The organism is Pseudoalteromonas sp. DSM 26666, from assembly GCF_900116475.1.
Lineage (GTDB): Bacteria > Pseudomonadota > Gammaproteobacteria > Enterobacterales > Alteromonadaceae > Pseudoalteromonas > Pseudoalteromonas tetraodonis.
This window is the reverse complement of sequence record NZ_FPAR01000004.1, coordinates 144,026-169,148: the sequence shown is the minus strand read 5'-3', so window position 1 is coordinate 169,148 and position 25,123 is coordinate 144,026. Positions and strand designations below refer to the sequence as shown.

26 protein-coding genes are annotated in these 25,123 nt (G+C 40.1%); 18 read left to right on the top strand and 8 right to left on the bottom strand.

Going from position 1 to position 25,123, the window contains the following annotated elements; all coding sequences use genetic code 11:
- Positions 1–21 precede the first annotated feature (21 nt).
- Complete coding sequence (locus BM380_RS09040; protein ID WP_033103847.1) at positions 22–1,752, bottom strand: bifunctional ornithine lipid synthase OlsF; 1,731 nt, start codon at positions 1,750–1,752, stop codon at positions 22–24.
- A 160-nt stretch (positions 1,753–1,912) separates the two neighbouring features.
- On the opposite strand from BM380_RS09040, the gene BM380_RS09035 reads away from it, so the two are divergent.
- Positions 1,913–2,833 carry a 2-hydroxyacid dehydrogenase gene (locus BM380_RS09035; protein ID WP_024602837.1) on the top strand — a complete coding sequence of 307 codons (921 nt, stop codon included), beginning with the start codon at positions 1,913–1,915 and terminating at the stop codon, positions 2,831–2,833.
- A 257-nt stretch (positions 2,834–3,090) separates the two neighbouring features.
- Here the strand turns inward: BM380_RS09035 and smrA are convergent, their stop codons facing one another.
- The 3 genes from smrA to BM380_RS09020 form a co-directional block, all read right to left on the bottom strand.
- A complete protein-coding gene (smrA, locus tag BM380_RS09030; protein ID WP_028835393.1) occupies positions 3,091–3,672 on the bottom strand; it encodes a DNA endonuclease SmrA in 582 nt (193 codons plus the stop codon).
- Positions 3,673–4,068: 396 nt separating this feature from the next.
- Complete coding sequence (locus BM380_RS09025) at positions 4,069–4,314, bottom strand: hypothetical protein (RefSeq protein ID WP_013464466.1); 246 nt, start codon at positions 4,312–4,314, stop codon at positions 4,069–4,071.
- Positions 4,315–4,414: 100 nt separating this feature from the next.
- Positions 4,415–4,840: a hypothetical protein gene (locus BM380_RS09020; RefSeq protein ID WP_254772063.1), complete on the bottom strand. Its 426-nt coding sequence runs from the start codon at positions 4,838–4,840 to the stop codon at positions 4,415–4,417.
- A 109-nt stretch (positions 4,841–4,949) separates the two neighbouring features.
- On the opposite strand from BM380_RS09020, the gene BM380_RS09015 reads away from it, so the two are divergent.
- Complete coding sequence (locus BM380_RS09015) at positions 4,950–5,333, top strand: response regulator (protein WP_008114419.1); 384 nt, start codon at positions 4,950–4,952, stop codon at positions 5,331–5,333.
- Between the two features lie 68 nt (positions 5,334–5,401).
- Here the strand turns inward: BM380_RS09015 and rpsT are convergent, their stop codons facing one another.
- Complete coding sequence (rpsT, locus tag BM380_RS09010) at positions 5,402–5,662, bottom strand: 30S ribosomal protein S20 (protein ID WP_008114420.1); 261 nt, start codon at positions 5,660–5,662, stop codon at positions 5,402–5,404.
- A gap of 253 nt (positions 5,663–5,915) precedes the next feature.
- Between rpsT and murJ the strand changes: the two genes are divergently transcribed.
- The 13 genes from murJ (at position 5,916) to BM380_RS08945 (ending at position 20,770) form a co-directional block, all read left to right on the top strand.
- Positions 5,916–7,496, top strand: coding sequence for a murein biosynthesis integral membrane protein MurJ (gene murJ, locus BM380_RS09005; protein ID WP_302847035.1), 1,581 nt, complete (start codon positions 5,916–5,918; stop codon positions 7,494–7,496).
- A gap of 74 nt (positions 7,497–7,570) precedes the next feature.
- Positions 7,571–8,497: a bifunctional riboflavin kinase/FAD synthetase gene (gene ribF, locus BM380_RS09000; protein ID WP_024602833.1), complete on the top strand. Its 927-nt coding sequence runs from the start codon at positions 7,571–7,573 to the stop codon at positions 8,495–8,497.
- Between the two features lie 29 nt (positions 8,498–8,526).
- Complete coding sequence (gene ileS / locus BM380_RS08995; protein ID WP_090494031.1) at positions 8,527–11,355, top strand: isoleucine--tRNA ligase; 2,829 nt, start codon at positions 8,527–8,529, stop codon at positions 11,353–11,355.
- A gap of 12 nt (positions 11,356–11,367) precedes the next feature.
- Positions 11,368–11,868 (top strand): signal peptidase II, encoded by a 501-nt coding sequence (lspA, locus tag BM380_RS08990; protein ID WP_013464471.1) that lies wholly within the window; start codon positions 11,368–11,370, stop codon positions 11,866–11,868.
- Complete coding sequence (gene fkpB / locus BM380_RS08985; protein ID WP_013464472.1) at positions 11,865–12,305, top strand: FKBP-type peptidyl-prolyl cis-trans isomerase; 441 nt, start codon at positions 11,865–11,867, stop codon at positions 12,303–12,305. Before lspA ends, fkpB begins: the two co-directional genes overlap by 4 nt.
- Positions 12,305–13,234 (top strand): 4-hydroxy-3-methylbut-2-enyl diphosphate reductase, encoded by a 930-nt coding sequence (gene ispH / locus BM380_RS08980; RefSeq protein ID WP_013464473.1) that lies wholly within the window; start codon positions 12,305–12,307, stop codon positions 13,232–13,234. Before fkpB ends, ispH begins: the two co-directional genes overlap by 1 nt.
- A gap of 30 nt (positions 13,235–13,264) precedes the next feature.
- On the top strand, positions 13,265–14,299 hold the full coding sequence (locus tag BM380_RS08975; RefSeq protein ID WP_013464474.1) for a sensor histidine kinase: 1,035 nt from the start codon (positions 13,265–13,267) through the stop codon (positions 14,297–14,299).
- Complete coding sequence (locus BM380_RS08970) at positions 14,296–15,000, top strand: LytR/AlgR family response regulator transcription factor (RefSeq protein ID WP_024602831.1); 705 nt, start codon at positions 14,296–14,298, stop codon at positions 14,998–15,000. Before BM380_RS08975 ends, BM380_RS08970 begins: the two co-directional genes overlap by 4 nt.
- A 114-nt stretch (positions 15,001–15,114) precedes the next feature.
- Positions 15,115–15,675: a type IV pilus modification protein PilV gene (gene pilV, locus BM380_RS08965; protein ID WP_024602830.1), complete on the top strand. Its 561-nt coding sequence runs from the start codon at positions 15,115–15,117 to the stop codon at positions 15,673–15,675.
- A gap of 1 nt (position 15,676) precedes the next feature.
- Positions 15,677–16,675 (top strand): PilW family protein, encoded by a 999-nt coding sequence (locus tag BM380_RS08960; RefSeq protein WP_090494029.1) that lies wholly within the window; start codon positions 15,677–15,679, stop codon positions 16,673–16,675.
- Positions 16,663–17,166 carry a hypothetical protein gene (locus tag BM380_RS08955; RefSeq protein ID WP_016899436.1) on the top strand — a complete coding sequence of 168 codons (504 nt, stop codon included), beginning with the start codon at positions 16,663–16,665 and terminating at the stop codon, positions 17,164–17,166. The genes BM380_RS08960 and BM380_RS08955 overlap by 13 nt, the downstream gene beginning before the upstream one ends.
- Before the next feature lies 1 nt (position 17,167).
- Positions 17,168–20,341 (top strand): pilus assembly protein, encoded by a 3,174-nt coding sequence (locus BM380_RS08950; RefSeq protein WP_090494027.1) that lies wholly within the window; start codon positions 17,168–17,170, stop codon positions 20,339–20,341.
- Positions 20,342–20,350: 9 nt separating this feature from the next.
- On the top strand, positions 20,351–20,770 hold the full coding sequence (locus BM380_RS08945; RefSeq protein WP_013464480.1) for a type IV pilin protein: 420 nt from the start codon (positions 20,351–20,353) through the stop codon (positions 20,768–20,770).
- 6 nt (positions 20,771–20,776) lie between these two features.
- On the opposite strand, the gene BM380_RS08940 is transcribed toward BM380_RS08945, so the two are convergent.
- Together BM380_RS08940 and BM380_RS08935 are read right to left on the bottom strand one after the other, a co-directional pair.
- Complete coding sequence (locus BM380_RS08940) at positions 20,777–21,310, bottom strand: GspH/FimT family pseudopilin (protein WP_013464481.1); 534 nt, start codon at positions 21,308–21,310, stop codon at positions 20,777–20,779.
- A 78-nt stretch (positions 21,311–21,388) separates the two neighbouring features.
- Entirely contained in the window at positions 21,389–21,934 is a 546-nt protein-coding gene (locus BM380_RS08935; protein ID WP_013464482.1) for a GspH/FimT family pseudopilin, read from the bottom strand.
- 158 nt (positions 21,935–22,092) lie between these two features.
- Here BM380_RS08935 and BM380_RS08930 point away from each other — a divergent pair, with 158 nt between their 5' ends.
- The gene (locus BM380_RS08930; protein WP_013464483.1) at positions 22,093–22,431 is read left to right on the top strand and encodes a P-II family nitrogen regulator; all 339 of its coding nucleotides are present in this window, start codon (positions 22,093–22,095) and stop codon (positions 22,429–22,431) included.
- A 54-nt stretch (positions 22,432–22,485) separates the two neighbouring features.
- Here BM380_RS08930 and BM380_RS08925 read toward each other — a convergent pair whose 3' ends face one another.
- Positions 22,486–23,250 (bottom strand): outer membrane protein assembly factor BamD, encoded by a 765-nt coding sequence (locus tag BM380_RS08925; protein ID WP_013464484.1) that lies wholly within the window; start codon positions 23,248–23,250, stop codon positions 22,486–22,488.
- A gap of 141 nt (positions 23,251–23,391) precedes the next feature.
- Between BM380_RS08925 and rluD the strand changes: the two genes are divergently transcribed.
- Positions 23,392–24,369 carry a 23S rRNA pseudouridine(1911/1915/1917) synthase RluD gene (gene rluD / locus BM380_RS08920; protein WP_028835384.1) on the top strand — a complete coding sequence of 326 codons (978 nt, stop codon included), beginning with the start codon at positions 23,392–23,394 and terminating at the stop codon, positions 24,367–24,369.
- Positions 24,370–24,371: 2 nt separating this feature from the next.
- A complete protein-coding gene (gene pgeF / locus BM380_RS08915; RefSeq protein ID WP_090494025.1) occupies positions 24,372–25,103 on the top strand; it encodes a peptidoglycan editing factor PgeF in 732 nt (243 codons plus the stop codon).
- Positions 25,104–25,123: the final 20 nt, after the last annotated feature.

Here is a 25,123-nt window from a genome sequence, read left to right as displayed (position 1 = left end):
TTAATATTTTAACGGCAAAGCTTAGTTTAGTGAGGCGGTGTCTTGCGCTCCCAAATAGCGTTTTGCTTTACTCGGTTTTACTTTCTCAAGGTCGACCAATACCAATCCATCAATACAATTATTAAATTGCGGATCAATACTAAAACTTAAAAACGTTACCCCATTTGGCTCACATAGCTCGGTGTATTGTTTAAATAGTGTGGGTACATGGGTGCCCATATTAGCCAGTATGTGTTTAAGTTCTACAAAGTCTTCTTTGATGTTGTTACCCATAAACAAATTAGTGCATTGAATCTGCTGCTCACGGGTATGACGAAAAGCATTGTTAGGCGTTGCGAGTGACTTTTCAGAGCCATAATAGTGCTGATAATAATGTACCAGTAAGGATTTTGCTTGCTCTGGCAGTGCGTTTGACACACTCACGGCACCAAATAAGTAACGATACTGAGGGTAGCGGTTAATAAAGGCACCAATGCCATACCATAAATAGTCGAGGCTTTTTCTTCCCCAGTATTTGGGTTGTACAAAACTACGGCCTAATTCTATGCCTTGCTTGAAGTATGGCGTCATCTCTTGGGTATAATTAAATAAGCTATCGGTATAAAGCCCACGTTGAGAGTGCTGTTCAATCACATCCTGCGCGCAGGCTAATCTGTAAGCGCCAACTAGTTCGAGTGATTGTGCATCCCATAAGACTAAGTGTTGATAATGCATGTCGTATTTGTCTATATCACGGCGATTGCCACTGCCTTCACCTACTGCACGAAAGGCAATTTCCCGTAAGCGGCCAAGTTCACGAAATAACGGTGAGCTGCCTTGGTATTGGTATAAATAAATAACCATGCCATCACTGGTTTTACCTAAATGTTCACAGCTTTCGATGGCTTTTTTTAATTCTTTTTTACACTCTGGTGAGGCAATAGGGGCATGAGTTTTTAGTGGCAGTGTTTTTTTAGTGGTTAAACGGTACAGCTGTTTTCGTATAAGCTCGACCACTTCCTTGTCTTTTAAATCGGGTATTAAATAAGATTCAGGAGCAATGGAGGCGCCTATTTCAAATTCGAGCGATTTTTGGCGCTGTTTAAACATTTCTTTGACTAGTAATAAACTGGCAAGCGGTTTATATAGCATAGAGGCACCGTAAAAAAGCGGGCTGTTTCTGGCTTTTATATGTATGGGTAAAATTGGGCTATTGGCTTTTTTAGCGATACGTAAAAACCCGCTGTTCCATTTACAGTCTTTGATCCCTGTTGGTCGAAGTCGAGAAACTTCACCCGCAGGGAAAATAAGTAATGCTCCTTCATTTTTTAAATGCTGGTGGATATTACTAAGCTCTTGTTTTTTACTTTGCCCCGACAAATTATCAACGGGTAGTAATAATGAATGCATTGCATCAACGGTCATTAGCATTCGGTTAGCCACGACTTTTAAATCGGCACGCACCGTCGATAACACATTAATTAATGCAAGCGCATCTAAGGATCCAATTGGATGATTAGCAATAATGACAATTTTCCCTTCACTGGGAATATTTTCTATTTGTTTTGCTTTGTATCGAGTGTCAAAATCAAGTTCATCAAGTACTTGCTCGACAAATTCTATTCCTTGAAGATGGGGATAAGTTGTTGCAAAGTTTGTAAACTCTTGTTCATGTAATAAGTAGCTAAGGCTCTTTTTTACCAGTTTTTTTATTTTAAATGAGTTAGTTAACTGTGGTAAGTTAGTCGCAATTACTTTATCTACACTGATCATACGCACCTCTTTTTTATACTAGGCTAAAGCCAATATGTTTAGCTTAGAGTGCGGATATGACAATACGCAGTCAGTTGTGTGACTTTTTAAAACCGTTTACATACTATTGAATTGAACCATATCAGTACTATTATTCAGGGTTACTTCTTAAGGAATCATCATGTCAGTTTTGGTGGCTATAACAGGCCGGGACAACACAAAATTAATAGCAAAAATGCAATCACGATTGCCTAGTATTCGAATTGAAGAACTTGATGATTGCCAAAATTTAGAGAGTGTAGAGTTCGTTTTAGCGTGGAATGCGCCTGCATCACTGTGGCCCACGTTACCAAACCTAAAGGCTGTGTCATCATTTGGCGCTGGCGTTGATAGCATTGATTTAAGTTTATTACCTGCGGATGTAGAGGTCGTGCGTATTGTTGATAAACAGTTAGCCAACGATATGGCTGAATACGTACTTACCCATGTATTAGCACAAAAATTGCGATTAAAAGAATATGCAATAAAGCAACAGCAAAGTATATGGAAACCTAAAAGAGCGCATAAACATAATCAAGTAAGCATTTTAGGGTTTGGCGAACTAGGTCAAGCATGTGCACATAGGCTGGTTAATAACGGTTTTAACGTAAATGCTTGGAGCCGAAGCCCTAAAACATCAAACATTGCGACACTCTATCATGGTGATGACGGCTTAACACAGATGCTTGCGCAAACCGATTATTTAGTATGTTTATTACCGCTTACCAGCAGTACCCAAGGCATTATTAATAAACAGTTACTTGAGCAACTGCCTGAACATGCTGTGGTGATTAATGTGGCCAGAGGTGGGCATATAGTAGAAGCTGATTTACTTGATGCACTTAACAATACACGTATACGCGCAGCAACGCTTGATGTGTTTGCCAGTGAACCACTACCAAGCGAACACCCTTATTGGTTGCATCCAGGTATTACTTTAACACCGCACTGTGCTGCGTTGTCAGATCTGGATAGTGTTATTGAACAAATAGCAGAAAACATTTTGCGTTTAAAAGCGAAACAGCCATTAATAAATTGCATTGATAAGCAGCAAGGTTATTAATTGGCAGTTGTTGGCCTTCAAGGATTAAAATTTGTTTAATTTTTAACAGAAACAGCTTGTTAACATTTGTAATTTTTATTATTGTTAAAAACAGTTCTAACAATAATAAAAAAATAGGATGAATTATGAAACCCAATCAAGGGGGCGCAAAAATTAGCATCGTGGTTGTATCTATCATTATATTAGGAATATCTGCCTGGTTTAATCAAGCCAATGCGGCAGCGCTGCTGATCTGACCCTTATTTTCACAGCAAGATTTAGCTACGCTTGCTGTGTATTTCTCTGTTTTGATGCTTTTTATCATCACTTTTCTTCAATAAAACATACGTCGCACCACTTCCTCCATGCTGCCTAAGTGCAGTATGAAACGCTAAAACGCATGGAATTGTTTGTAACCACTGATTTACGTAACTTTTTAATATCCCTGGCTTGGTTTTATTTTTAATACCTATGCCATGGCGAACGAGTACCATTCTTATATTGCGCTGATGGCAGTCTTGAACAAAGGCTAATAATGATGCGTGTGCATTTTTTAAAAGTTGTCCATGTAAATCAAGCGTCGCATCAAGCTGATATTTCGCTAATCTTACATTTTTAAAAACCGCGCTTTGTACGCCCTCTTTTTTAAAGCTTAATATGGCAAGTGGATCGAGTAATTCAAGTGGTTCATCCAACGGATTGAACTGTTCAGAGACTAAATCTGATTGTGCTGCTTTATTTTTTTCTTGCTGGGCGATGACCGCTTTATGGTTTTTAGGTGGTAAGGTCACAGTGTCATGCGTTATGGGGGTAACATCTTCCATAGAAGATAAGAATAAATCGAAATCTGACAATGGCATGGGCTTATCTCAAATTAGGCAAGGGTCTGTTGACCTTTGCGGATTAAAATTTGTTCAAGCTAGGGGCGGTTTAATCGCGGCGCGAGGTTTGTAACCTAGTGGGCTAAGTAAAAACCGAGCAACAAAGAGTAAATCGCCCCTAGGTAGAACCCAAAGGGCAGCGCCTGTTTGGCATTGATGCTGCGTTATCACCTATCTATGGGGAATAACCACACCACATAGGCTCTGCCTTGCCTAAATACCAAACAGACTGCTGCAAATTTAACCTTGAAAGGTCAACAGACCCTATTACGAGATAAATTTTAACTTAGTTCAAACTAAGACCCAAGATCTTTAAAGCTGCAGCAAAAAAAAGCCCAGAAAAACTGGGCTATAAAATATTCTAAGGGGAAGTAATTAATGCTGAGATACGCTAAATTGCCCAAACGTATAAACTTTGAACAAGTAAAATGTGTTGATCAACACTAAACTCATATTTGAAATAATACTCGACGACATAAGATCTAAGCTAAATGATAGGAATAACAAACCACACGCACTAATCGCAGCAACGCGAAGCAGTGTCAGTTGGTTGATAAAGAATGCACCTAAACCTAGTGCAAGTAGTAATGTATTTAAAAGCCAATCTAGCTCGTTTAGCATGGTCGTTTCAATAGTTCAGTTGTTGAAAAAAGGAGCGCCATTATGTTGATCTTTTGCACAGCTTTCAACCAAGTAATTTTAAATTTTCAGATTAGTTTTTTTAATGATAAAAGTAGGTCATTAATACCGAAAATAATCCCTCTTCAGCAATAACATGATATTTTTGGCAGCTTTGTGGTTGCTGAAGATCTACACAGAGGTATAGTGTTCTGCGATGCTTATCTAGTCTAGGGTGCAGCGTTGAATCCAGTAGCTTTGGTTTATTGGCAAATAGCCCTGGCCAATAAATACTTTTGCTAACCATGGCTGATTTTTTATAGGTGAGTAAACTAGGCTTTGGCGCTAAAACAAATATAAGTAATAATATCGTGAAAATAAAAAATGCGGTTAGTTTGGCGCCACGTTTTACACTTACTGCGCGCGGGTTTGATTGTGAGCCAAGGTTTGCAGGCTTGTTACTAAGTATTGGTTTAACATAGGCCGCTTTATTTTTTTTGCGACGACTCTTTTTTGTGTTTTTCGACATAAAGCAAATCTGGCCTTTTTGGCTTAGCTCTCTATAATAAAGTAAATATTTGTATTTTAAGCAAATCACCAATTTCGCAGACACGGCTTTTAGCCTATAAGGATTATATATGAATACGCAGCTATCTATTTTAATAGTTGATGATGTTAGCACGGTGCGTAGCTTTCTAAGTCAAACATTGATGCATTTAGGGATAGAGAATGTAAAAGAAGCGTCTACGGCCGCGCAGTGCATAAGTGAATGCCGTGCAGCAAACTTTAACATTATATTTTTAGATATAGAGCTACCTGACGGCGATGGTAAAGAGCTTATTGCGCAGATAAATGAGTTATCACCAGAGACAAACGTGGTGATGGTGTCGGCGCATTCAGGCGTTGAAAATGTGAAGGATGCAATAGATAGAGGGGCAAAAGGATTTGTAGTTAAGCCATTTTCTCCGAAGAAAATTGCGGCGATGCTGAAAAAGTTTTATCCAGAGCTCGATAACGTTTAAAAAGCGTATTTATTTTGGGCAAAAAAAAAACCGGCAAAAGCCGGTTTTTTTAATCTTGCAAAAACAAATTATAGCGCTTTAATTTTAGCAGCTAAACGGCTCTTATGACGAGCAGCTTTGTTTTTGTGGATTAGACCCTTAGTTGCGTAACGGTCTAGGATAGGTGTAGCAACAGAAAAAGCTTGCTGTGCAGCTTCTTTATCGCCAGCTTCAATAGCTACGATTACTTTTTTGAAGTAAGTACGCATCATTGAACGACGGCTTGCGTTGTGCTGACGGTTTTTTTCGCTTGTGATAGCGCGTTTTTTTGCAGACTTGATGTTAGCCAAGGTTTGCTCCTAACAATCTTAAATAAAGCTTAAATTAAAGGCCGTGGAATATGCCTGTTTTTATCATGAATGTCAATTTAATTTTAACAATCCAAGAAAAACTGCTCCTTATAACGAACATCAATTTGCCGCTTTAGCAGTTAATGCCGCTATTGTAACAAAGCAAGGGGTTCGAGCCTAGTGCTTTAAAGCGATTTATAAAAAAGACTATGGCATAATTAACTTAATTGCTGATTTTTAATATGGATTTATAGTGTCAAAAGGTTTGTTTCGTTCCGGGATGATTGTAAGTGCAATGACAATGATCTCGCGTATTTTAGGGCTAGTGCGTGATGCTGTTGTTGCTAACTTGTTGGGGGCAGGGGCTGCTGCCGATGTGTTTTTATTTGCAAACCGTATTCCAAATTTTTTACGCCGTTTATTTGCTGAAGGGGCTTTTGCACAGGCGTTTGTACCTGTATTAAGTGAAATCAAAGAACAACAAGGCGATGATAAAGTCAGAATGTTTGTTGCGCAGGCGGCAGGTACACTCGGCACAATTTTACTACTCGTTACGCTTTTTGGTGTTGTTGCATCCCCCGTTATCGCCGCTTTATTTGGTACTGGTTGGTTTATTGATTGGTGGCAAGGTGGCCCTGACGCAGAAAAGTTTGAGCTTGCTAGTTCACTATTAAAGCTGACCTTTCCTTATTTATTTTTTGTAAGCTTAGTGGCGCTTAGTGGCGCAGTAATGAATGTGTACAACCGTTTTGCAGTTGCCGCATTTACTCCTGTATTACTTAATGTTTCTATTATTGGTTGTGCCATTTTATTGCATGACCAATTTTCTGTTGGTGCATATGCATTAGCAATAGGCGTATTTTTAGGGGGCGTGGTACAGCTATTATTTCAACTGCCGTTTTTATATAAAGCAAAAATGTTGGCCCGCCCGCGATGGGGTTGGCAAGACGAAAATGTTAAAAAAGTGCGTAAATTAATGCTCCCAGCGTTATTTGGTGTATCAATTAGTCAAATTAACTTATTACTCGATACGGTAATAGCTTCATTATTGATGACAGGCTCTATCGCTTGGCTGTATTACTCAGATAGACTGATTGAATTCCCACTTGGTTTATTTGGTATTGGTATTGCGACGGTTATTTTACCTGCGCTATCAAAATTACACAGCAGTAAAAAAAGTAGCGACTTTCAACATACCCTAGATTGGGGAGTGCGATTTGTGATTTTTTTAGGGCTCCCTGCCATGATAGGGTTGATGATTATAAGCCCGCTGATTATTACTGTGCTGTTTGATCACGGCGCGTTTAAAGAGGCTGGTATTGATCACGTTAAGGCTGTGAGCTTAGGGGTGGTTGCCTACTCGGTGGGATTAGTCAGCTTTATGTTAATTAAAGTGTTGGCGCCTGGGTTTTATTCTCGCCAAGATACGAAAACACCGGTGCGTATTGGTATTGTCACTTTGGTGCTTAACATGGTGTTTAATATTATGCTGGCGCCCTTTATTGGCTATTTAGGCTTAGCTCTGGCAACCTCTATGTCGGCTAGTTGTAATGCCTACTTACTGTACCGACAGCTTAAAAAAGAGAATGTTTATCAGTTTTCCAGCATGAGTGGCTACTTCACTTTGAAGTGTTTGCTGGCGAGTGTGACGATGGGCGCACTAGTGTGGTTTACCAGTAGACACTATGATTGGGCTAGCTGGCACTTTAGTGAACAAGTTATGTTGTTGGTTGTGTTATTAATTATTGCGGTTGTTAGTTACTTTTTTATGTTGTTTTTGATGGGCGTTAGACTAAATACGATAAAAAGTGTAGCAATTACTGAATCAAATTAAAAAAAAGATTATAATCGGACACTCTGCGACCCAAGGTCGCATTTTATCGCTCGCTGAAAAAGGCATTAGGTGGCATGGAGTTAATTAGAGGTATACACAATATACGCCCACAACACTTTGGTTGTGTGCTAACCATTGGTAATTTTGATGGTGTTCATTTGGGTCATGCTGCCGTATTAAAAGGGCTGTTAGCGGATGCCAAAGAAAATAATTTACCCAGCACTGTAATGTTATTTGAGCCTCAGCCACAAGAGTTTTTTGCAAAAAACAATGCCCCGGCTAGGCTTACTCGACTGCGTGATAAACTTCGTCTATTGAGTAACTTGGGGATTGAGCGCGTTATTTGTATTAGCTTTAATCAAGCGTTTGCAAATATGCATGCAGAGCAGTTTGTGAGCGATATTTTAATTAAAAAGCTGGGCGTTAAAGCATTAACGGTTGGCGATGATTTTAGATTTGGTAAACAGCGCCAAGGAAATTTTAGCCTATTGGCTAATATGGGTACTCAAGCGGGAATGAGTGTTAAAAGCACTGCCAGCTTTAGGCAATTAAATGCTAGAGTAAGCAGTACCTTAATACGAGAAGCGCTTGCTGAGGGTGACTTGGTTAGTGCAAAAGTCATGCTTGGGCATAATTATGCGATATCTGGGCGTGTTATTCACGGTTGGAAAAAAGGCCGAGAACTAGGTTTTAGAACGGCAAATATTGCCCTAAAGCGTCAAGTTTGTCCGGTTAATGGCGTATTTGCGGTTCAAGTGATGATCGCAGGAAAACACGTTTTTGGGGTAGCTAACATTGGAAACAAACCCACATTTAATGGAACTCGTGCCTTATTAGAAGTACACCTTTTTGATTTTGCACAAGATATTTATGGACAATTTATGCATGTGGAGTTGATTGAAAAACTCCGCAACGAGAAAAAATTCGAGACATTAACACAACTGACGGCACAAATAGCAACCGATGTTGCCGCCGCTAAGCAGTGTTTTGGTTTAAATTAGGTAGCCGATAGAGACGGAAAGTAGGATTAATGAGCGACTACAAACATACTTTGAATTTACCGGAAACAATGTTTCCAATGCGTGGCAATTTGGCACAACGTGAACCAAAAATGCTTAAAGCATGGTATGAAGACGACCTGTATGGTCAAATTCGCAGCGCAAAGAAAGGTAAAAAAACTTTCATTTTGCATGACGGCCCTCCGTATGCAAACGGCGATATCCATTTAGGCCATTCAGTAAATAAAATATTAAAAGATATTATTGTTAAGTCTAAAACCTTATCAGACTTCGATGCGCCATACGTACCGGGTTGGGACTGTCATGGTTTACCAATCGAGTTAATGGTTGAGAAAAAAGTCGGTAAACCCGGTGTTAAGGTAACTGCTGCAGAATTTCGCGAAAAATGTCGTGCCTATGCTAAAAAGCAAGTGGAAGGCCAAAAAGTAGACTTTAAACGTTTAGGCGTTTTTGGTGATTGGGATAAGCCTTACCTAACCATGAACTTTGACTTTGAAGCCAATGCAATTCGTGTACTAGGTCGCATTATAAAAAATGGCCATCTACACAAAGGCGCAAAACCTGTGCATTGGTGTACAGATTGTGGCTCTGCATTAGCAGAAGCAGAAGTTGAATACCAAGATAAACAATCGCCAGCTATCGATGTACGTTTTACTTTTGCTGATCAAGACGCAGTAATAAATGCGTTTAACTTAGCTGATGGCCATCAAGGCACTGGCAGTGTAGGGACTGTTATTTGGACTACGACACCGTGGACTTTGCCAGCTAACCGTGCGGTTGCTGTGCATGCTGATTTAGAATACGCGCTAGTACAAGTAGACGATGAAGGTGCTCAGCAGCGTCTGATTTTAGGTTCTGAGCTTGTTAAAGATGCGATGGATCGTTTTGGCTTTAACCACTTCCATATCCTTGGCTATGTTAAAGGTGCAGCACTTGAAAACTTAAACGTTGCACACCCATTTTATGACTTTAACGTACCGGTTATTGTAGCTGAACACGTAACCACAGATTCTGGTACGGGTGTTGTACATACTGCACCTGGTCATGGTCAAGAAGATTTCGTGGCAGGCCTTGAGTATAATCTTGAAGTAGCTAACCCAGTTGGCGCAAACGGAGTGTACTTACCTGACACTGAATTATTTGCCGGTCAGCATGTGTTTAAAGCCAATGCGAGTGTAATTGAGGTATTAAAAGAAAATAATGCCCTAATGCATCATCATGCATTAACTCACAGCTACCCACATTGTTGGCGCCATAAAACGCCTATTATCTTTCGTGCCACACCACAATGGTTTGTTAGCATGGATCAGGCTAACTTACGCAAAGATTCACTGGCTGAAATTAAAAATACTCAATGGTTACCTGAATGGGGCGAAAGCCGTATTGCCAACATGGTTGAAGGCCGCCCTGATTGGTGTATTTCGCGTCAACGTACGTGGGGTGTACCTATTGCATTGTTTGTTGATAAAGACACGGGTGCATTACACCCAAATACTCAAGAGCTGATTGAACAAGCTGCAGTACTTGTGGAAAAATCAGGTATTCAAGCATGGTATGACCTAGAGCCTGCTACTTTGCTAGGTGAAGAAGACGCTAAACAGTACATGAAAGTACAAGACACGCTAGATGTGTGGTTTGACTCAGGTGTGACTCATGCCTGTGTTGTTGATGCGCGTGAAGATTTAGTTGGTCCTGCAGATTTATACCTTGAAGGTTCTGATCAACACCGTGGTTGGTTTATGTCATCAATGATGACTTCAGTGGCAATTAATGGTCATGCACCATACAAGCAAGTGCTTACGCATGGCTTTACGGTTGATGAAAACGGCCGCAAAATGTCTAAGTCATTAGGCAATGTTATTTCGCCACAAAATGTGATGAATAAACTGGGCGCTGATATTTTACGTTTATGGGTAGCATCAACTGATTACACGGCAGAAATGACTGTATCCGATGAAATATTCAAACGTTCGGCAGATCGTTACCGTCGTATTCGTAACACCAGCCGTTACTTACTTGCTAACCTAAGTGGTTTTGATCCAAAAACGGATCAAGTTGCTGTTGATGATATGGTTGAGCTTGATAAGTGGATTGTAGGGCGCGCAGCACAGTTACAAGATGATATTTTAGCGGCTTACGATAGCTACCAAATGCTATTAGTAACGCAAAAGCTAATGAACTTCTGTACCGGTGAGCTTGGTTCGTTCTACTTAGACGTTATAAAAGACCGTCAGTACACGGCAAAAAGCGACAGCCATGCACGTCGTTCTTGTCAAACAGCGCTTTATCATATTGCTGAAGCAATGACGCGTTGGATGGCACCAATCATGAGCTTTACAGCGCAAGAAATTTGGGAAGCACTGCCGGGTGAGCGCAGTGACTATGTATTTACTTCAACATGGTATGAGGGATTACAAGCACCAACAACGACCAAGTTTAGTAATGAAGACTGGCAAGCTATTTTAAATGTGCGTGACGAAGTGAACCGTCTGTTAGAAGCTGCACGTAAAGAAGAAGTGATTGGGGCAACATTACAAGCAACCGTAAACCTGTTTGCCAGCAAAGAGCTTGCAGCAAAACTTGCGGCGTTAGGCGATGAGCTACGTTTTGTGTTGTTAACCTCTGCGGTTAACGTTACCGAGGTAGACAGTCAACCTGCAGATTCACAAACTACTGAAATTGATGGTTTATACATTAGCGTATCAGCAACAGATGCTAAAAAGTGTGAGCGTTGTTGGCATTACAGTGAAGATGTAGGTGTTGAGCCTGCTCATCCTGAAATTTGTGGTCGTTGTGTAAGTAACGTTGACGGTGAAGGTGAAAAGCGTCAATTCGCTTAGGAGTTGTTTTTAGTGAGCAAACTAACCCAAAAAAGTGGTTTAGTGTGGCTTTGGTTGAGTCTATTACTGCTTGTAATAGACTTTGCCAGTAAAACACTGGTTGTAAACACCATGGCGTATGGTGAGTCAATTAATTTACTGCCTGTTTTTAGCATCACTTATGTACATAACTACGGTGCAGCCTATAGCTTTTTAAGCGAAGCGGGTGGCTGGCAGCGTTGGTTTTTAAGTGCAATAGCAATCGCGATTAGTTGTTTGTTGGTGTGGTGGTTAAAACGTCTTCCAGCGTCTAATAAAGTATTATGTGGTGCTTACTCGTTAGTTTTAGCCGGTGCTATTGGTAACTTGTACGACCGCATTGCTTATGGTTACGTTATTGATTTTTTACATGTGTTTTACGAAGACTCACATTTTCCCGTATTTAATATTGCAGACTGCGCTATTTGTATTGGTGCTGCATTATTACTATTTGACGCCTTTACCGGCGAAAATCCAAAGGAGCACAAAGCATGAGCCAAGCTGTAATTGGTGAAAACTCAGACGTTATTTTTCATTTTTCTATTAAACTAGAAGATGGCTCTGCCGCTGACTCAACGAAAGTGCATAACAAGCCGGCTAAGCTCACTATGGGTGATGGTAGCTTAACCGCTAATTTTGAAAAATGTTTACTTGGCCTAACGGCCGGTGAGAGCAAAACATTTGAACTTGAGCCGGAAGATGCCTTTGGTCAACCAAACCCAGATAATATTTATTATGTGGACCGTAGTAAGTTTGGTGTAGAAACGCCGGCTAAAGTAGGCGCTATTATTGCGTTTACTCAACCTGATGGCACCGAGCTTCCGGGTTTGGTTCGTGAAGTGCAAGGCGAGTCAGTTACTATCGATTTTAATCACCCATTAGCGGGCCAGCGCTTAACGTTTGAAGTTGATATTATTGAGGTGCAAGGTTAATGGAAATATTATTAGCTAATCCACGAGGCTTTTGCGCCGGTGTTGACCGCGCAATTAGCATTGTTGAGCGCGCTTTAGATATTTTTGAAAAACCAATCTATGTGCGCCATGAAGTGGTACACAATCGTTATGTGGTTGATGGCTTAAAAAATCGCGGCGCTGTGTTTGTTGAAGAGCTTGATCAGGTACCGGATGACAGTATTGTTATATTTAGTGCACATGGTGTATCACAGGCTGTACGCAGTGAAGCAAAACGCCGTGAGCTTAAAGTATTTGATGCAACCTGCCCGTTAGTGACTAAAGTGCATATGGAAGTTACCCGTGCCAGCAGAAAAGGCATTGAATGCATTTTAATTGGTCACCATGGACACCCCGAGGTTGAGGGCACTATGGGTCAATACGACAATCAACAAGGTGGCATTTACCTAGTTGAAACCGTTGATGACGTGCTAAAGCTTGATGTTAAGAATGCAGATAACCTTTTTTATTGCAGCCAAACAACCTTATCGGTAGATGATACTGCGGATGTGATTGATGCCTTACGCAGCAAGTTTCCTGCTATTGATGGTCCGCGTAAAGATGATATTTGTTATGCAACTCAAAACCGTCAAGATGCAGTACGTGACTTAGCAGACAAAGTCGATGTGCTATTGGTTGTAGGCGCTAAAAATAGCTCTAACTCCAATCGTTTACGAGAACTAGCTGATAAAATGGGCACGCGTGCGTACTTAATTGACGATGCCAGCAATGTTGAAGCGTCATGGTTTGATGGTATCAATAGTGTGGGGGTTACCGCAGGCGCGTCAGCACCTGAAGTGCTAGTGCAGCAAGTGATTACCCGCTTAAAAGAGCTCGGTGGTAACCAAGTAACAGAAAACCCTGGTGAAGAAGAAAACATTGTTTTTGCTGTACCAGTAGAGCTGCGTTAATTTAGAGATAAATCATAAAAGGAGGGTCGAATGGGTAAGCAACTGTCACCAGATGCGTTACTTTTTTCGGCCCTTTTTAATGAGCGTGGTGTGCTTGCATCCCTCGTAGTAACACAGGTTGTGGCTATTATATTAGCTTTTGCTCCTAATGCTGGCGATGACATATGGCTGCATTTGGGGGCGATCAGTTTGTTTCTCCATGTAACTGTGCTGGTCAGTACCTCTTTTTTATATCTTTGTCGTCGATTACTCGCAAAACAGACTCAGTTTATTCAGATCAGTTTTTTTATTGCTTCATATAGTCTCAGTACTGCTGTATTTAGTCTGGTGTTTTCTCATATTGCTTTTGATATTGAAAACGAAAAACAACTGACGTTTTTTGTGCTGCGTAATTGCATTATTGTATTTTTGCTTACCTTACTGTTTGTACAATTTTTGCTTATTCATTTTGAAAAAGAGCAGCAAACCAAAGCACTTTCTCGTGCAGAACTTGATGCTTTGCAGGCACGGATCCGACCCCACTTTTTATATAATAGCTTGAATACGGCGGCAGAATTAACGCATCATGACGTTGAGGCTGCAGAGCATGCAATTTTAGCACTAGCAGCGCTGTCTCAAGCTGCAATGCGTTCAGGTCAAAGTGTATTACTCAGTGATGAAATAACATTAACTAAACAGTATATTGCGCTTGAATCATGGCGCTTTGCAGAGCGCTTAAAGGTTGAGTGGTTATTACCAGAACATCTCCCTGCGCTATATATTCCATATCTAACATTACAACCTTTGGTAGAGAACGCAGTATGTCATGGCATTGAGCCAAGCCAAAGTGGTGCTACTATAAGTATTGAACTGCATGTGACAACACATTATTTAACCTTAATTGTAACTAATCCTGTACCTACTGAAACTGAAAATACTAGAGAGCATAACGGTATGGCTCTTGATAATATTCGTTCTCGTTTAAGTATTTATTATAAAGGTCGGGCGCAACTGACAATAACCAACAAAGATAATCAATTTAGAGTCAAAGTAGTCATCCCAAAACAAGCAGAGAATACGTTATGAATGTATTGATTGTAGATGATGAACCCTTAGCAAGGGCACGATTGAAGCGTTTACTTGCTGAAAACCATACATCCATTCATGTGCAAGGAGAGGCTAGTAATGGCAATGACGCTTTAACACAAATGAAAAAGCAGCAGCCTGATTTAGTGTTTTTAGATATTGATATGCCAGGCTTAAATGGCATCGAAGTGGCCAATCAACTCAATGATCTAGCGGTACCTCCGGCGATTATTTTTATAACCGCTCATCCTGAGCATGCACTTGATGCGATGCAGTTAAATGCAGCCGGATATTTGGTAAAACCTATATCAGAAAAAAGTTTGCAACATGCATTACAACAGCTAGGACGTTTAAACAGAGTACACCTGCAACAACAACAAACAGAAAAAATAACCTATCAATTAGCAGGCACCGTAAGAAGTATAAAAATAGAAAATGTTTTTTATTTTTATGCACAGGAAAAGTATACCAAAGTCGTGTTCGATGGTGGGGAGGCTCTAATTGAAGACAGTTTAAAGCAACTTGAAATGCAATATCCTCGTCACTTATTGCGAATTCATCGAAATACCTTAGTGAATAAAAATAAAATTTTGGCACTCCATACACTTAAAAACCATCAACATGTTATTGAACTCAAAGGGTGTTCACCTTTTTTAGCTGTTAGTCGTCGAGCGCTCAAAAGCGTAAAAAGCGTACTTTAGCACACCGACCTATTAACCGCTTATCAACATAATTAACCGTTGGTCGTGGTCCTAGTTGAATCTATTTTTTTATTGCATACACTTAGTATCAGATAATTATTAATTGGTTTTACTATGTCTTTGAGCACGTTTAAATTGCAAAAAGGTTTTACCCTTATTGAGGTCCTGATTGCGTTTATTATTCTTAGCTTTGGTTTATTGGGGGCTGTAGCCCTGCAAGCAAAAGCAAAACAAGCAAGCTTTGATTCAATGCAACGTGCTGCTGCTGTTGCGCTTGGTAATGATATTATCCAACGTATTCGGGCTAACGATACATCGCAACTAGCTACATTATACGACCTTGAGTTTACCAGCGAGACAAGTATTAATTCCTCTACAACCTGTTTTACAAGTTCATGCAGTAATGCACAAATTGCGAGTTTAGATATAGAGCAGTGGAAGCGTGCTATTCGTGCCCGCGAAAATACGGGATCACTTGATGGTGCCACCGTATGTATTAATCCAGAGTCGGTAGCAGGCTCTGGCGGTAAGGCGTTTAATATTGAGGTCATTGTTTCTTGGCAGGGTCGTCAAGAATTTAAGGCGAGTGAGGCAACAGGCAAAATTAGCTGTGGTGTAGCAGATAAAAGGCGCCGTTTAGTTGTACTTACTAGCTACATTTACGTTAGGAGCTAAGATGAAGCAAGCTGGTTTTACACTCATTGAAATGATGATCTCTTTATTTATAGGGGGATTAATTTTGGGTGGCGTAATGTTTACCTATATTGGTATGAAAGTGACGACCCGCGATACGATGACAATAGGTGAGCTGCAAGAGTCTGGTCGATTAGCCATTAATATTATGCAACGCGATATAGAACAAGTAGGCTTTTGGGGAACATTTTATGATGATTCGTTTACTGCAATAAATACATCATCATTAACAAATCCTACGGGTGATTGCTTTGAAGGTCTCAACAATGGCAGCTTTCCTGATTTAACCAGCAGCAGTAATTTTAAAACCCTTTATGCAAAAACAGCGGCAAGTTCAAGTGAACTTAATTGTGTTAATAACCCTTTAGCGGGTACTGATATTTTACAGGTTAAGTTTTTACAAGGTCACCAACTAGAAGTTAATGCCGCAGGTGTTAATGAAACGCAAAGTGATGAGAATTACTTTATTGCTGAGCAAGAAAATGCACGCTTTGTTCGAGGTGTTATCGACCCTGATAGTTTAAATGTTAATGCCAGTGTTTGGCCTTACAGCCATCATAGTTATTATATCGCTGAGCAAACTTATACAGTCAATAATAAAAGTATTACTGTACCCGCACTCATGCGAAAACGTTTAGTGGCTGGTTCTATGAATACAGAAACCATAATGGAAGGCGTGGAGAATATGCGTTTTGTGTTTGGTTTAGATACCACCACCGATAGTCGCGTGGATACCTATAAAAGCATTAATAACATGACAGCCACAGACTGGGAAAATCGCAAAGGTATTTTAACGGTACAAGTTTTTTTATTGATTAGAGCACTGCAACCGGACCCAGGTATTACACTCAAAAACCAAACCTATGTATTAGGGGAAGATGCTAATAAACGCACCCTTACTTTTTCAGATAACTTTAGACGTACTGTATTCACAACAACTATCCGTTTAAATAACGTGGGAGCAAATTTATGGCGTATTTAATCCCGATGAAAAATAAACAGCAAGGTGTGGTGCTTATCACTGCACTAATAATGGTCATAGCCGTTACAGGTATTGCAGTGACGTTAATGAGTAGCAGTAGTATAGATATTAAAATTACTAATTCAGCACAAGAGCGAGAAGTTGCCGAAAATGAACTTATCGGCGAAGTGCAGCGCATGATTGCCGATGAAGCGAGCAATGGTGCAACAAATCAATTTTTCTTAACGCCAGAGGAAGTAACTACCATGGCGTCTGGCAATGAAAAAGGCATGGTTATAGCCGAACATAATGATATGCAAAGTAGAATGATTAACTTAAATAAAGGCGTGCTTGATTTAGAATGTCCTCGTCGTTTTAGTTTTACAGCTGGGATCTCATGCAACATGGTACAAGTTTCAACAACTATTGAGTATGGTTCTAAAAGTAAGCACCAACTAACAATTGTGACAGGCGTAGCCCAAGAGATGGCTAGCCTAAGCAAGGGGATTTAAAATGAAACTGATACTAAATAAAGCACTCATTTCTTTAATAGGAATAATGCTTAGCATGTCAGCAGGCGCTGAAGATATAGAACTGTATGTTAATCATAATGTACAAACCAATGAAAAGCCTCGCGTAATCATGATTTTTGATACATCGGGAAGTATGGCATGGGATGTAAATGATGGTGATGCCTGTTATAAAAGAAGCGGTAATAGTTATTACGAGGTTGATTGCTTTGAAAGTAAAGACAGTTATAAACGAAATGAGCAATGTTATAAAAGAACTAGTTACTACAATTATGAACCCACATGTAGTGATAGCCGCTTAAGAGTTGCGCAAAATGCTATCACCCAATTAGTGAACGATAACGATGATATTGAATTTGGTTTAATGCGCTTTAATGGTAGCAATGGCGGGTATGTTTTAGCCAGAGTAGGGGCTGAAAAGTCATTTTTACTAAATAAAGTAGAAGAGTTACCTGCAAGTGGTTCAACTCCATTAACAGAAACACTCTGGGAAGCCTACCTGTATATCACGGGACAAAACGTATACTACGGGGGAAATACTAATGAACGAGATTTTACAGCAGAGTCATCAGGGATATATAAATCACCCTTTGCGCCTGTTACTGGCGAGCCACTTAGGTGTGATAACAGTATTAATATTATTTTAATGACAGACGGCGATCCAACCAACGATTCAAATAGAAATAATGATATATACAACCTTCATAATAGTTATTTCTCTGGTAATCCGCCTGCTGTTAGTAACAGCTATTTGGCGGCGCTAGCAAAAATTATTCACGGTACAGATGATGTAAAAGTTGACTTGTATAGCAAAACTAAGAACATACTTGATATAGGACGTGTATTTCCTATCGGTTTTGGTACGGGTATGAGTGACTCAGGTAAAAACTTACTTACTGAGACTGCAGATTACGGTGGTGGGCAATACTTACATGCGAATACAGCTGCGCAACTATCTGATGCACTTAAAAATACGATTTCTCGTATTCGTGAAGTAAATGACAGTTTTTCATCGCCGTCAGTGGCGAGTAACAATGTAGATCAAACTCGAAGTCGTGATGCTATTTATTTTGCTATGTTTTATCCAGAAACCGGGGCGCGCTGGCGTGGTAACCTGAAAAAGTTAAAGGTATCGGGCAGCCAAATAGTCGATGCAACCAACAAACAAGCCCTTAATAGTGACGGTTTAATTTCAAAAGAGGCAAAAACATTTTGGTTACCTGCGGGCCAACCCGCTGATGGTAACGCGGTTGCGCAGGGGGGGGTAAACCATTATTTAAGCACCATAGATCCACTTGCTCGTAATTTATTTACGGAGAATCAAGGCTCGATTGTTAGTTTTGATACTTCGGCTGTTAGTGACATTCTCAGTGGCATTGTTAATAACCCGCTGACCTTATCCACTCAAGATGTTAATTGGGCAAGAGGAGTAGATGTTGATGATGAGGACAAAGATGGCTCATCACAAGACCAACGCACTGATATATTTGGTGATCCTTTGCATTCAAAACCAATTGCAATTGATTATGGTAATGATGATATTCGCATCCTCATAGGGACAAATGCTGGCTTCTTACATATGTTTAAAGATGCCGGTGAGACTGTAAGTGAAAGTTGGGCATTTATACCTTCAGCACTGTTTGACATTATTAAACCACTTAGAAATAAACAAGCAGATAGTAAAGTATATGGTATGGATGGCCCTATCAGTGTCTACTTTAGTAATAAAAGCTTAAATAGTGAAGGTTTGAATGACGGTATTATAGATGCTAGCAAAGGAGACGAGGTATGGGCTTTTGCAGGAATGCGCCGTGGTGGTAAAAACTACTATGGTTTAGATATTACAAATCCTAATCAGCCAAAACGTCTTTGGAGCAAACCAATTGAAGGGGGTAAAGGCGACTTTACTGAATTGGCACAAACGTGGTCAAAGCCACAAATAGCTTATATTAAAGCTTTTGGTAATAAGCCTTTGCTTGTGTTTGGCGCGGGTTACGATACAAATAAAGATGCGGCAATAAGAGCAGAGGACTCAAAAGGGCGTGGTATTTATATTGTTGAGGCAAAAACAGGCAGCTTAGTTTGGGCGTTAACCCCAGACAGTAATGGCTTTAAAGGTAAACACAGTATTGCTGCTGATTTAACTACGCTTGATTCAGATTATGATGGCTACATTGATAGAATTTATGCCTCAGATACCGGTGGTAATATTTGGCGAATTGATATGCCTGGAGAAGATAGCAGTGAGTTTAGCCATTTCAAACTTGCAGAGCTAGGTAGTAATCAAGATACTCAAGATAGACGATTCTTTTATAAACCATTGGTTGCGCGTACTTTGTTTAGTAAAGTAACAGAGACCACGGTTAATGGTAATAAAGTCATTACTCGTTTAGATACTCCTTATGATGCAGTTGTTATTGGCAGCGGTAACCGTTCAAAACCAACGAATACAAACGAGCAAGATCAATTGTTTATGATCCGTGATGAGAATACTCTGACGCGTTCATTTAAAACTAATGCTCCTGCGCCAATTGTGCCTGCAGATTTAATGGTGATGAATAGTGATCCCTTTGGTAATACTTTAGATGACTTAGATGGTTTCACCCTTGTTGAAGCTGAACTGGCGAAAAAGAAAGGGTGGCGTTATGAGCTAGCGAAAGGTGAAAAGTCATTAGCTGCAGCTACCGTTGTTGGTGGGGTTGCTTATTTTACCTCTTTCACGCCAGCATCTGATGAAGTTGTAGAGAATCAATGTTCTTTAAGTGGCGGTGGCGGCGCACTTTATGCTTTTCATTTGCATTACGGTACTAAAGTGTATGAACAACTAAAATTTGCAACCAGTTATGATGTGCCAGATACACCACAGCTTTATTTTGGTGCGACTAATTCCTGTGCTGATTCTAACAATGATGGAAAATGTGATGATAATCCAGAGGAAGATGTTATCGAAGAGAGCCAGTTTTTTCTAATTGGCCCTGGGATCAAAGGGGAACAAGCTGAAAATCCACTTAAGCCAATAGAAATTACAGGACCTGGCTTAAAAGTGGTAGATGGTAAAATTAAGCTAGTGAATGATAAACAACCCATTGGCTTTGGTTTTAAAACGCAGCAAACATATATTTATAAGCGTGAAGAAAACGATGAGATCAACAATTAAGGGCTGTATATGAATAAGACACAACAAGGATTTACATTAATTGAGTTAATGATCACCGTTGCGATTGTTGGCATCATTGCCGCCATTGCAGTGCCTAATTACAGTGAATATATAAAAAGGGCATCACGCGCAGAAGCCGCTTCTGCGCTTTTAGATGCGGCAAACAAGCAAGAGCAATACTTTGTGGATAACCGAGCATATTCAACTTCGTTTAGCGACTTAGGTATTCAAAGTAAAACTGAAAACGGTCATTTTGAGTTAACAATTAATGTGGTTAATAGCAATGAATTTACAATCACTGCTAAACCCATTGCTGGTGCCGTGAAAGGGGATGCTGATTGCACGTCATTAACCATTAATGACGTTGGCTTAAAAGGAGCAACGGGTAGTAAAGGCAATACCGACATCAACTATTGCTGGGGTAGATAACATTAGTTATTTTTGGCATTTGTTGGTAGATTTTATTCGTATTCGCCCAGTTTGACTTATTGACAGAGCAAGCCCCTCAAGGCTTGCTTTTTCGTTATTTGGGCAATAGATAAAAGTACCGTTTTGAAAGCCGTTTAAAGAGCCGTCGGGTCTAAAAGTGATGGCATCCCGAGGATACTCTAAGCTATCAGAGGGATGGATATGTTCAAAGGTACTAATAAGGCGCTCGTCATCATCCAAAGAGGTTGACTTGTCGTTATCAATAAAAAGTGACACCTGATTGTCCCAATCATCTTCTAAACACTCATTATTTTTCAAGGCACATAGAGTGACATAGCTATTATTTTCTATTGCATAAAGACGTGCATAATTAATGTTTCTGTGTAATAGATTAATCTGGTTATCTGCGCGATTGAGCGCCAAGAAATCAGGAAAAAACCATAAAGAGAGTTGGCTTAGTATCGCTATAACTGAAATGGTTACTAGTAATTCTAATAATGTAACGCCACCATTTTTGTGAGCACTTATAATTAACTTCATCCCTGAAGCCTTTCATTGAACAGTCCATTATATTAGTTTAGTAAACAATCAAAAAAACGACAAAGTATGAAATGGCTTTTAACCACAGCTCTCTGTGGTATCCCCTAAATAAAAAGCGGTGCCTGATTGCGTTAATGTTAACGCTTTTTGGTTTTTGTTGTCGCCGTTAGGACAAAATATGAAGTTCCCAGGATTTGTAGTTATACGTCCGCTGGTATTAAATCGTATACGGGTATCTGTAAATGAAACGCGATCATTAGGACTAATTTCCTCCATGACTCTGATCAAGCTATCTGTTTCATTATTATATTGGCCATTATTATTAGCATCTATAAAGGTAATAATTATTTGATCAACATCCCATTTACTTGAGCAAGTTAGGGTTTTATCATCACTTTTTACTTTTGTACCTGGAGCAGCGCACACAATTACGATCTCATCGGTACTAGCCGCTTGCGAGCGTGCAAAGCTAATATTACGTTTAAGTTCTAATAAAAAATTTTCACCTCGGTTTTCTTCCAGCATATCGCTACTGTTCCACAACGCAATAGTGGCTATAATGCCAACAATGGCCACGGTGACCATTAACTCTAATAGGGTAAATCCACGGTGCTTAGTTTTCATATAAATCTCATTAACTCGGTGATGTTTTAGTATAGTTATTTTTATTAAAATAATCATACCATGATTATTTTTCACCGGTGCTATTCAATCTCTTTGTTTGCTATGAACCTCATGATTGTCTAAAATCGAGGCAACTGAAGCTTTCAAAAGTAATTACTATGAAAAAAATAGAAGCAATCATTAAACCGTTTAAGCTCGATGATGTGCGTGAAGCATTATCTGATGTAGGCATTACGGGTATGACAGTAAGTGAAGTAAAAGGGTTTGGGCGTCAAAAAGGCCACACAGAGCTATACCGTGGTGCTGAGTACATGGTTGACTTTTTACCTAAAGTAAAACTAGATATTGTGCTCGGTGATGAAGACGTAGAACGTGCTATTGATGTTATTGTTAAAACAGCACAAACTGGCAAAATCGGTGATGGTAAAATATTTGTCACTGACGTAGAACGTGTGGTTCGAATTCGTACTGCAGAAGAGGATGAAGAGGCTATATAGTCGAGTAAACCTCGTAAAAAAGGCGCTAATTTTATAACTAGCGCCTTTTTCGTGTTATTTATTTCTGCTATTAAATTTACGCGTTTGCTCTGCATGCTGACTTAGTTCAGTCAAGCCAAGCTTCTCGTAACTTTTTTCCATCATGGCGAGTGCCGCATCAAGATAACTACTTTGTGAGTAGTGCTCTACCACATATTTACCGCGATTTGCGGCTGCTAAATAGGCTTCACGTTCGTAATAGTAAGTTGCCACTTTTAGCTCATAACGTGCCATGCGGTTTAATAACCAAACTAAACGACGTTTTGCTTCTGGCGCATAATCACTTTCTGGAAAACGTTTAACCAAAGTTGATAAGTCGGTATAAGCAACACGGGTGCGTTTAGCATCTCTGTCAGCTCTGTCTACACCAAAGTATTCTTGGAAAGCATTTTTATCCGCCTTAATATTAACCAAGCCACGCATGTAGTACATGTAATCTAAATCTTTGTGGTTTGGGTTTAAGCGAATAAAACGGTCGATTGTAGCAAGCGCTTGCTCTGTATTACCTGATTGGTAATGTGCATACACTAAATCCATTTGGACTTGTTTTGAAAACGGACCAAACGGGTAGCGAGAATCAATTGCCGTTAATAATTCAATTGCACGAGCGTATAAACCAGAATCAAGCGTTTGTTTTGCATCTTCGTATAGTGCTTGTGCCGATCTGTTGGGTACGCGTTGAATATCTTCTTGGTCAGGTGCAGACGAGCAGGCCCCTAAACTAAGCACTGAAACTGAAAAAACAATGGCGAATGCACGTTTCCCTATTTTATTTATCATTTTATTTGTTACCTTCGATGTCTTCGGCTAGGCCAAGTGGGTAAAACCGAGTAAACTATGCGTATTATGTTATGCTTTTATTAAAAGCGATTCTAACCCAGTCAAGCAAAGCTTGCACTGGTAAATTGGGTAAAGTTACTAATGTCAGAGCAAATATCTCTCCAAGCCGAGGTCCCAACAGACTTAGGTGGTAAACGTCTAGACCAAGTATTAGCACAATTGTTCCCTGATTATTCACGATCACGGATAAAAACGTGGATTTTAGATGATAAAATCACCGTTGATGGTGAAATTTTCAACACCCCGCGTGAAAAACTACTCGGTGGTGAAGTTGTAGCTGTTGAAACAACAATAGAAGCACCTCGTGAATACGAAGCACAAGATATCAAATTAAACATCGTTTATGAAGACGATGATATTTTAGTGATCAACAAACCAATGGGATTAGTGGTTCATCCTGGCGCAGGTAACCCTGACGGTACGGTGTTAAATGCTTTATTACACTATTACCCAGAAATTATTAATGTGCCACGAGCAGGTATTGTGCATCGTTTAGACAAAGATACAACAGGTTTAATGGTTGTTGCTAAAACGATTCAGGCACAAACACATTTAGTTAAAGCACTGCAAAAGCGCGAAAACTTCACACGTGAATATGAAGCGTTATGTAATGGCACTATGACAGCCGGTGGTATGGTTGAAAAACCAATTGGTCGTCATGCAACGCAGCGTACGCATATGGCAGTACATGAAATGGGTAAACCAGCTATTACGCATTACCGTGTTGCCGAAAAATTCCGCGCCCATACACGTTTACGTTTACGTCTTGAAACAGGGCGTACACACCAAATTCGTGTGCATATGGCGTACTTAAACCACCCATTAATTGGCGATCAATCTTATGGCGGTCGTCCTCGTCCACCAAAAGGGGCAACGCCTGAGTTATTTGAGTTACTGCGTAGCTTTAAACGCCAAGCGCTTCATGCCGTTAAATTAAGTATTGCGCATCCAATCACCGGTGAAATGATGACCTGGCAAGCGCCTATCCCTGATGATATGGTGGCGATGACTCAAGCACTGCGTGAAGACACAAAAGCAAACCCTGATATAGCGAGTTAACAATGTTTGGCTTATCAGCTACATGGCAATCTCTTCATGGTGTAGATACATTGAGTACTACACGTGAAGGGGGCGTATCTCAGCCTCCATTCGATAGTTTGAATTTAGGGTTGCATGTAGGTGATAACAGCCAAGATGTATTAAATAACAGAGCACGTGTAAATGCTCATTTGCCTAAACCGGCAATTTGGTTAAATCAGGTTCATAGCGCAGATGTAATTACAGTGGATGAGCGATTTGACCCCAACCAAACACTCACAGCCGATGCGCTATATACGCAATTACGCAATCAACCTTTAGCCATAATGACTGCTGATTGTTTACCTATTTTACTCTCATCGAGTGACGGGCAAGAAGTGGCCGCAATTCATGCTGGTTGGCGAGGGTTAGAGCAAGGGGTGATAAACAATACGCTGGCATGTTTTAAAAATGCCTCGGCGAATATACATGCTTGGTTAGGTCCTGCAATAGGGGCGAATCAATTTCAAGTCGGCCAAGAGGTAGTCGAGTTATTTACAGCAAATAACCCACTAATGCACAGCGCGTTCAAAGCTCAAAATAATGAAAAGTATTTAGCTGATATCTATCTAATAGCAACTATTTTACTTAATCAACAGGGCGTTATAAACATTAGCGGAGGTGAATATTGCACTGTTTCTCAAGCTAACTTGTTTTTTTCTTATCGGCGCGATGGCCAAACCGGTCGTATGGCAAGTTTGATCTGGCGCAAGTAAATAATCATTAGGTGATTATT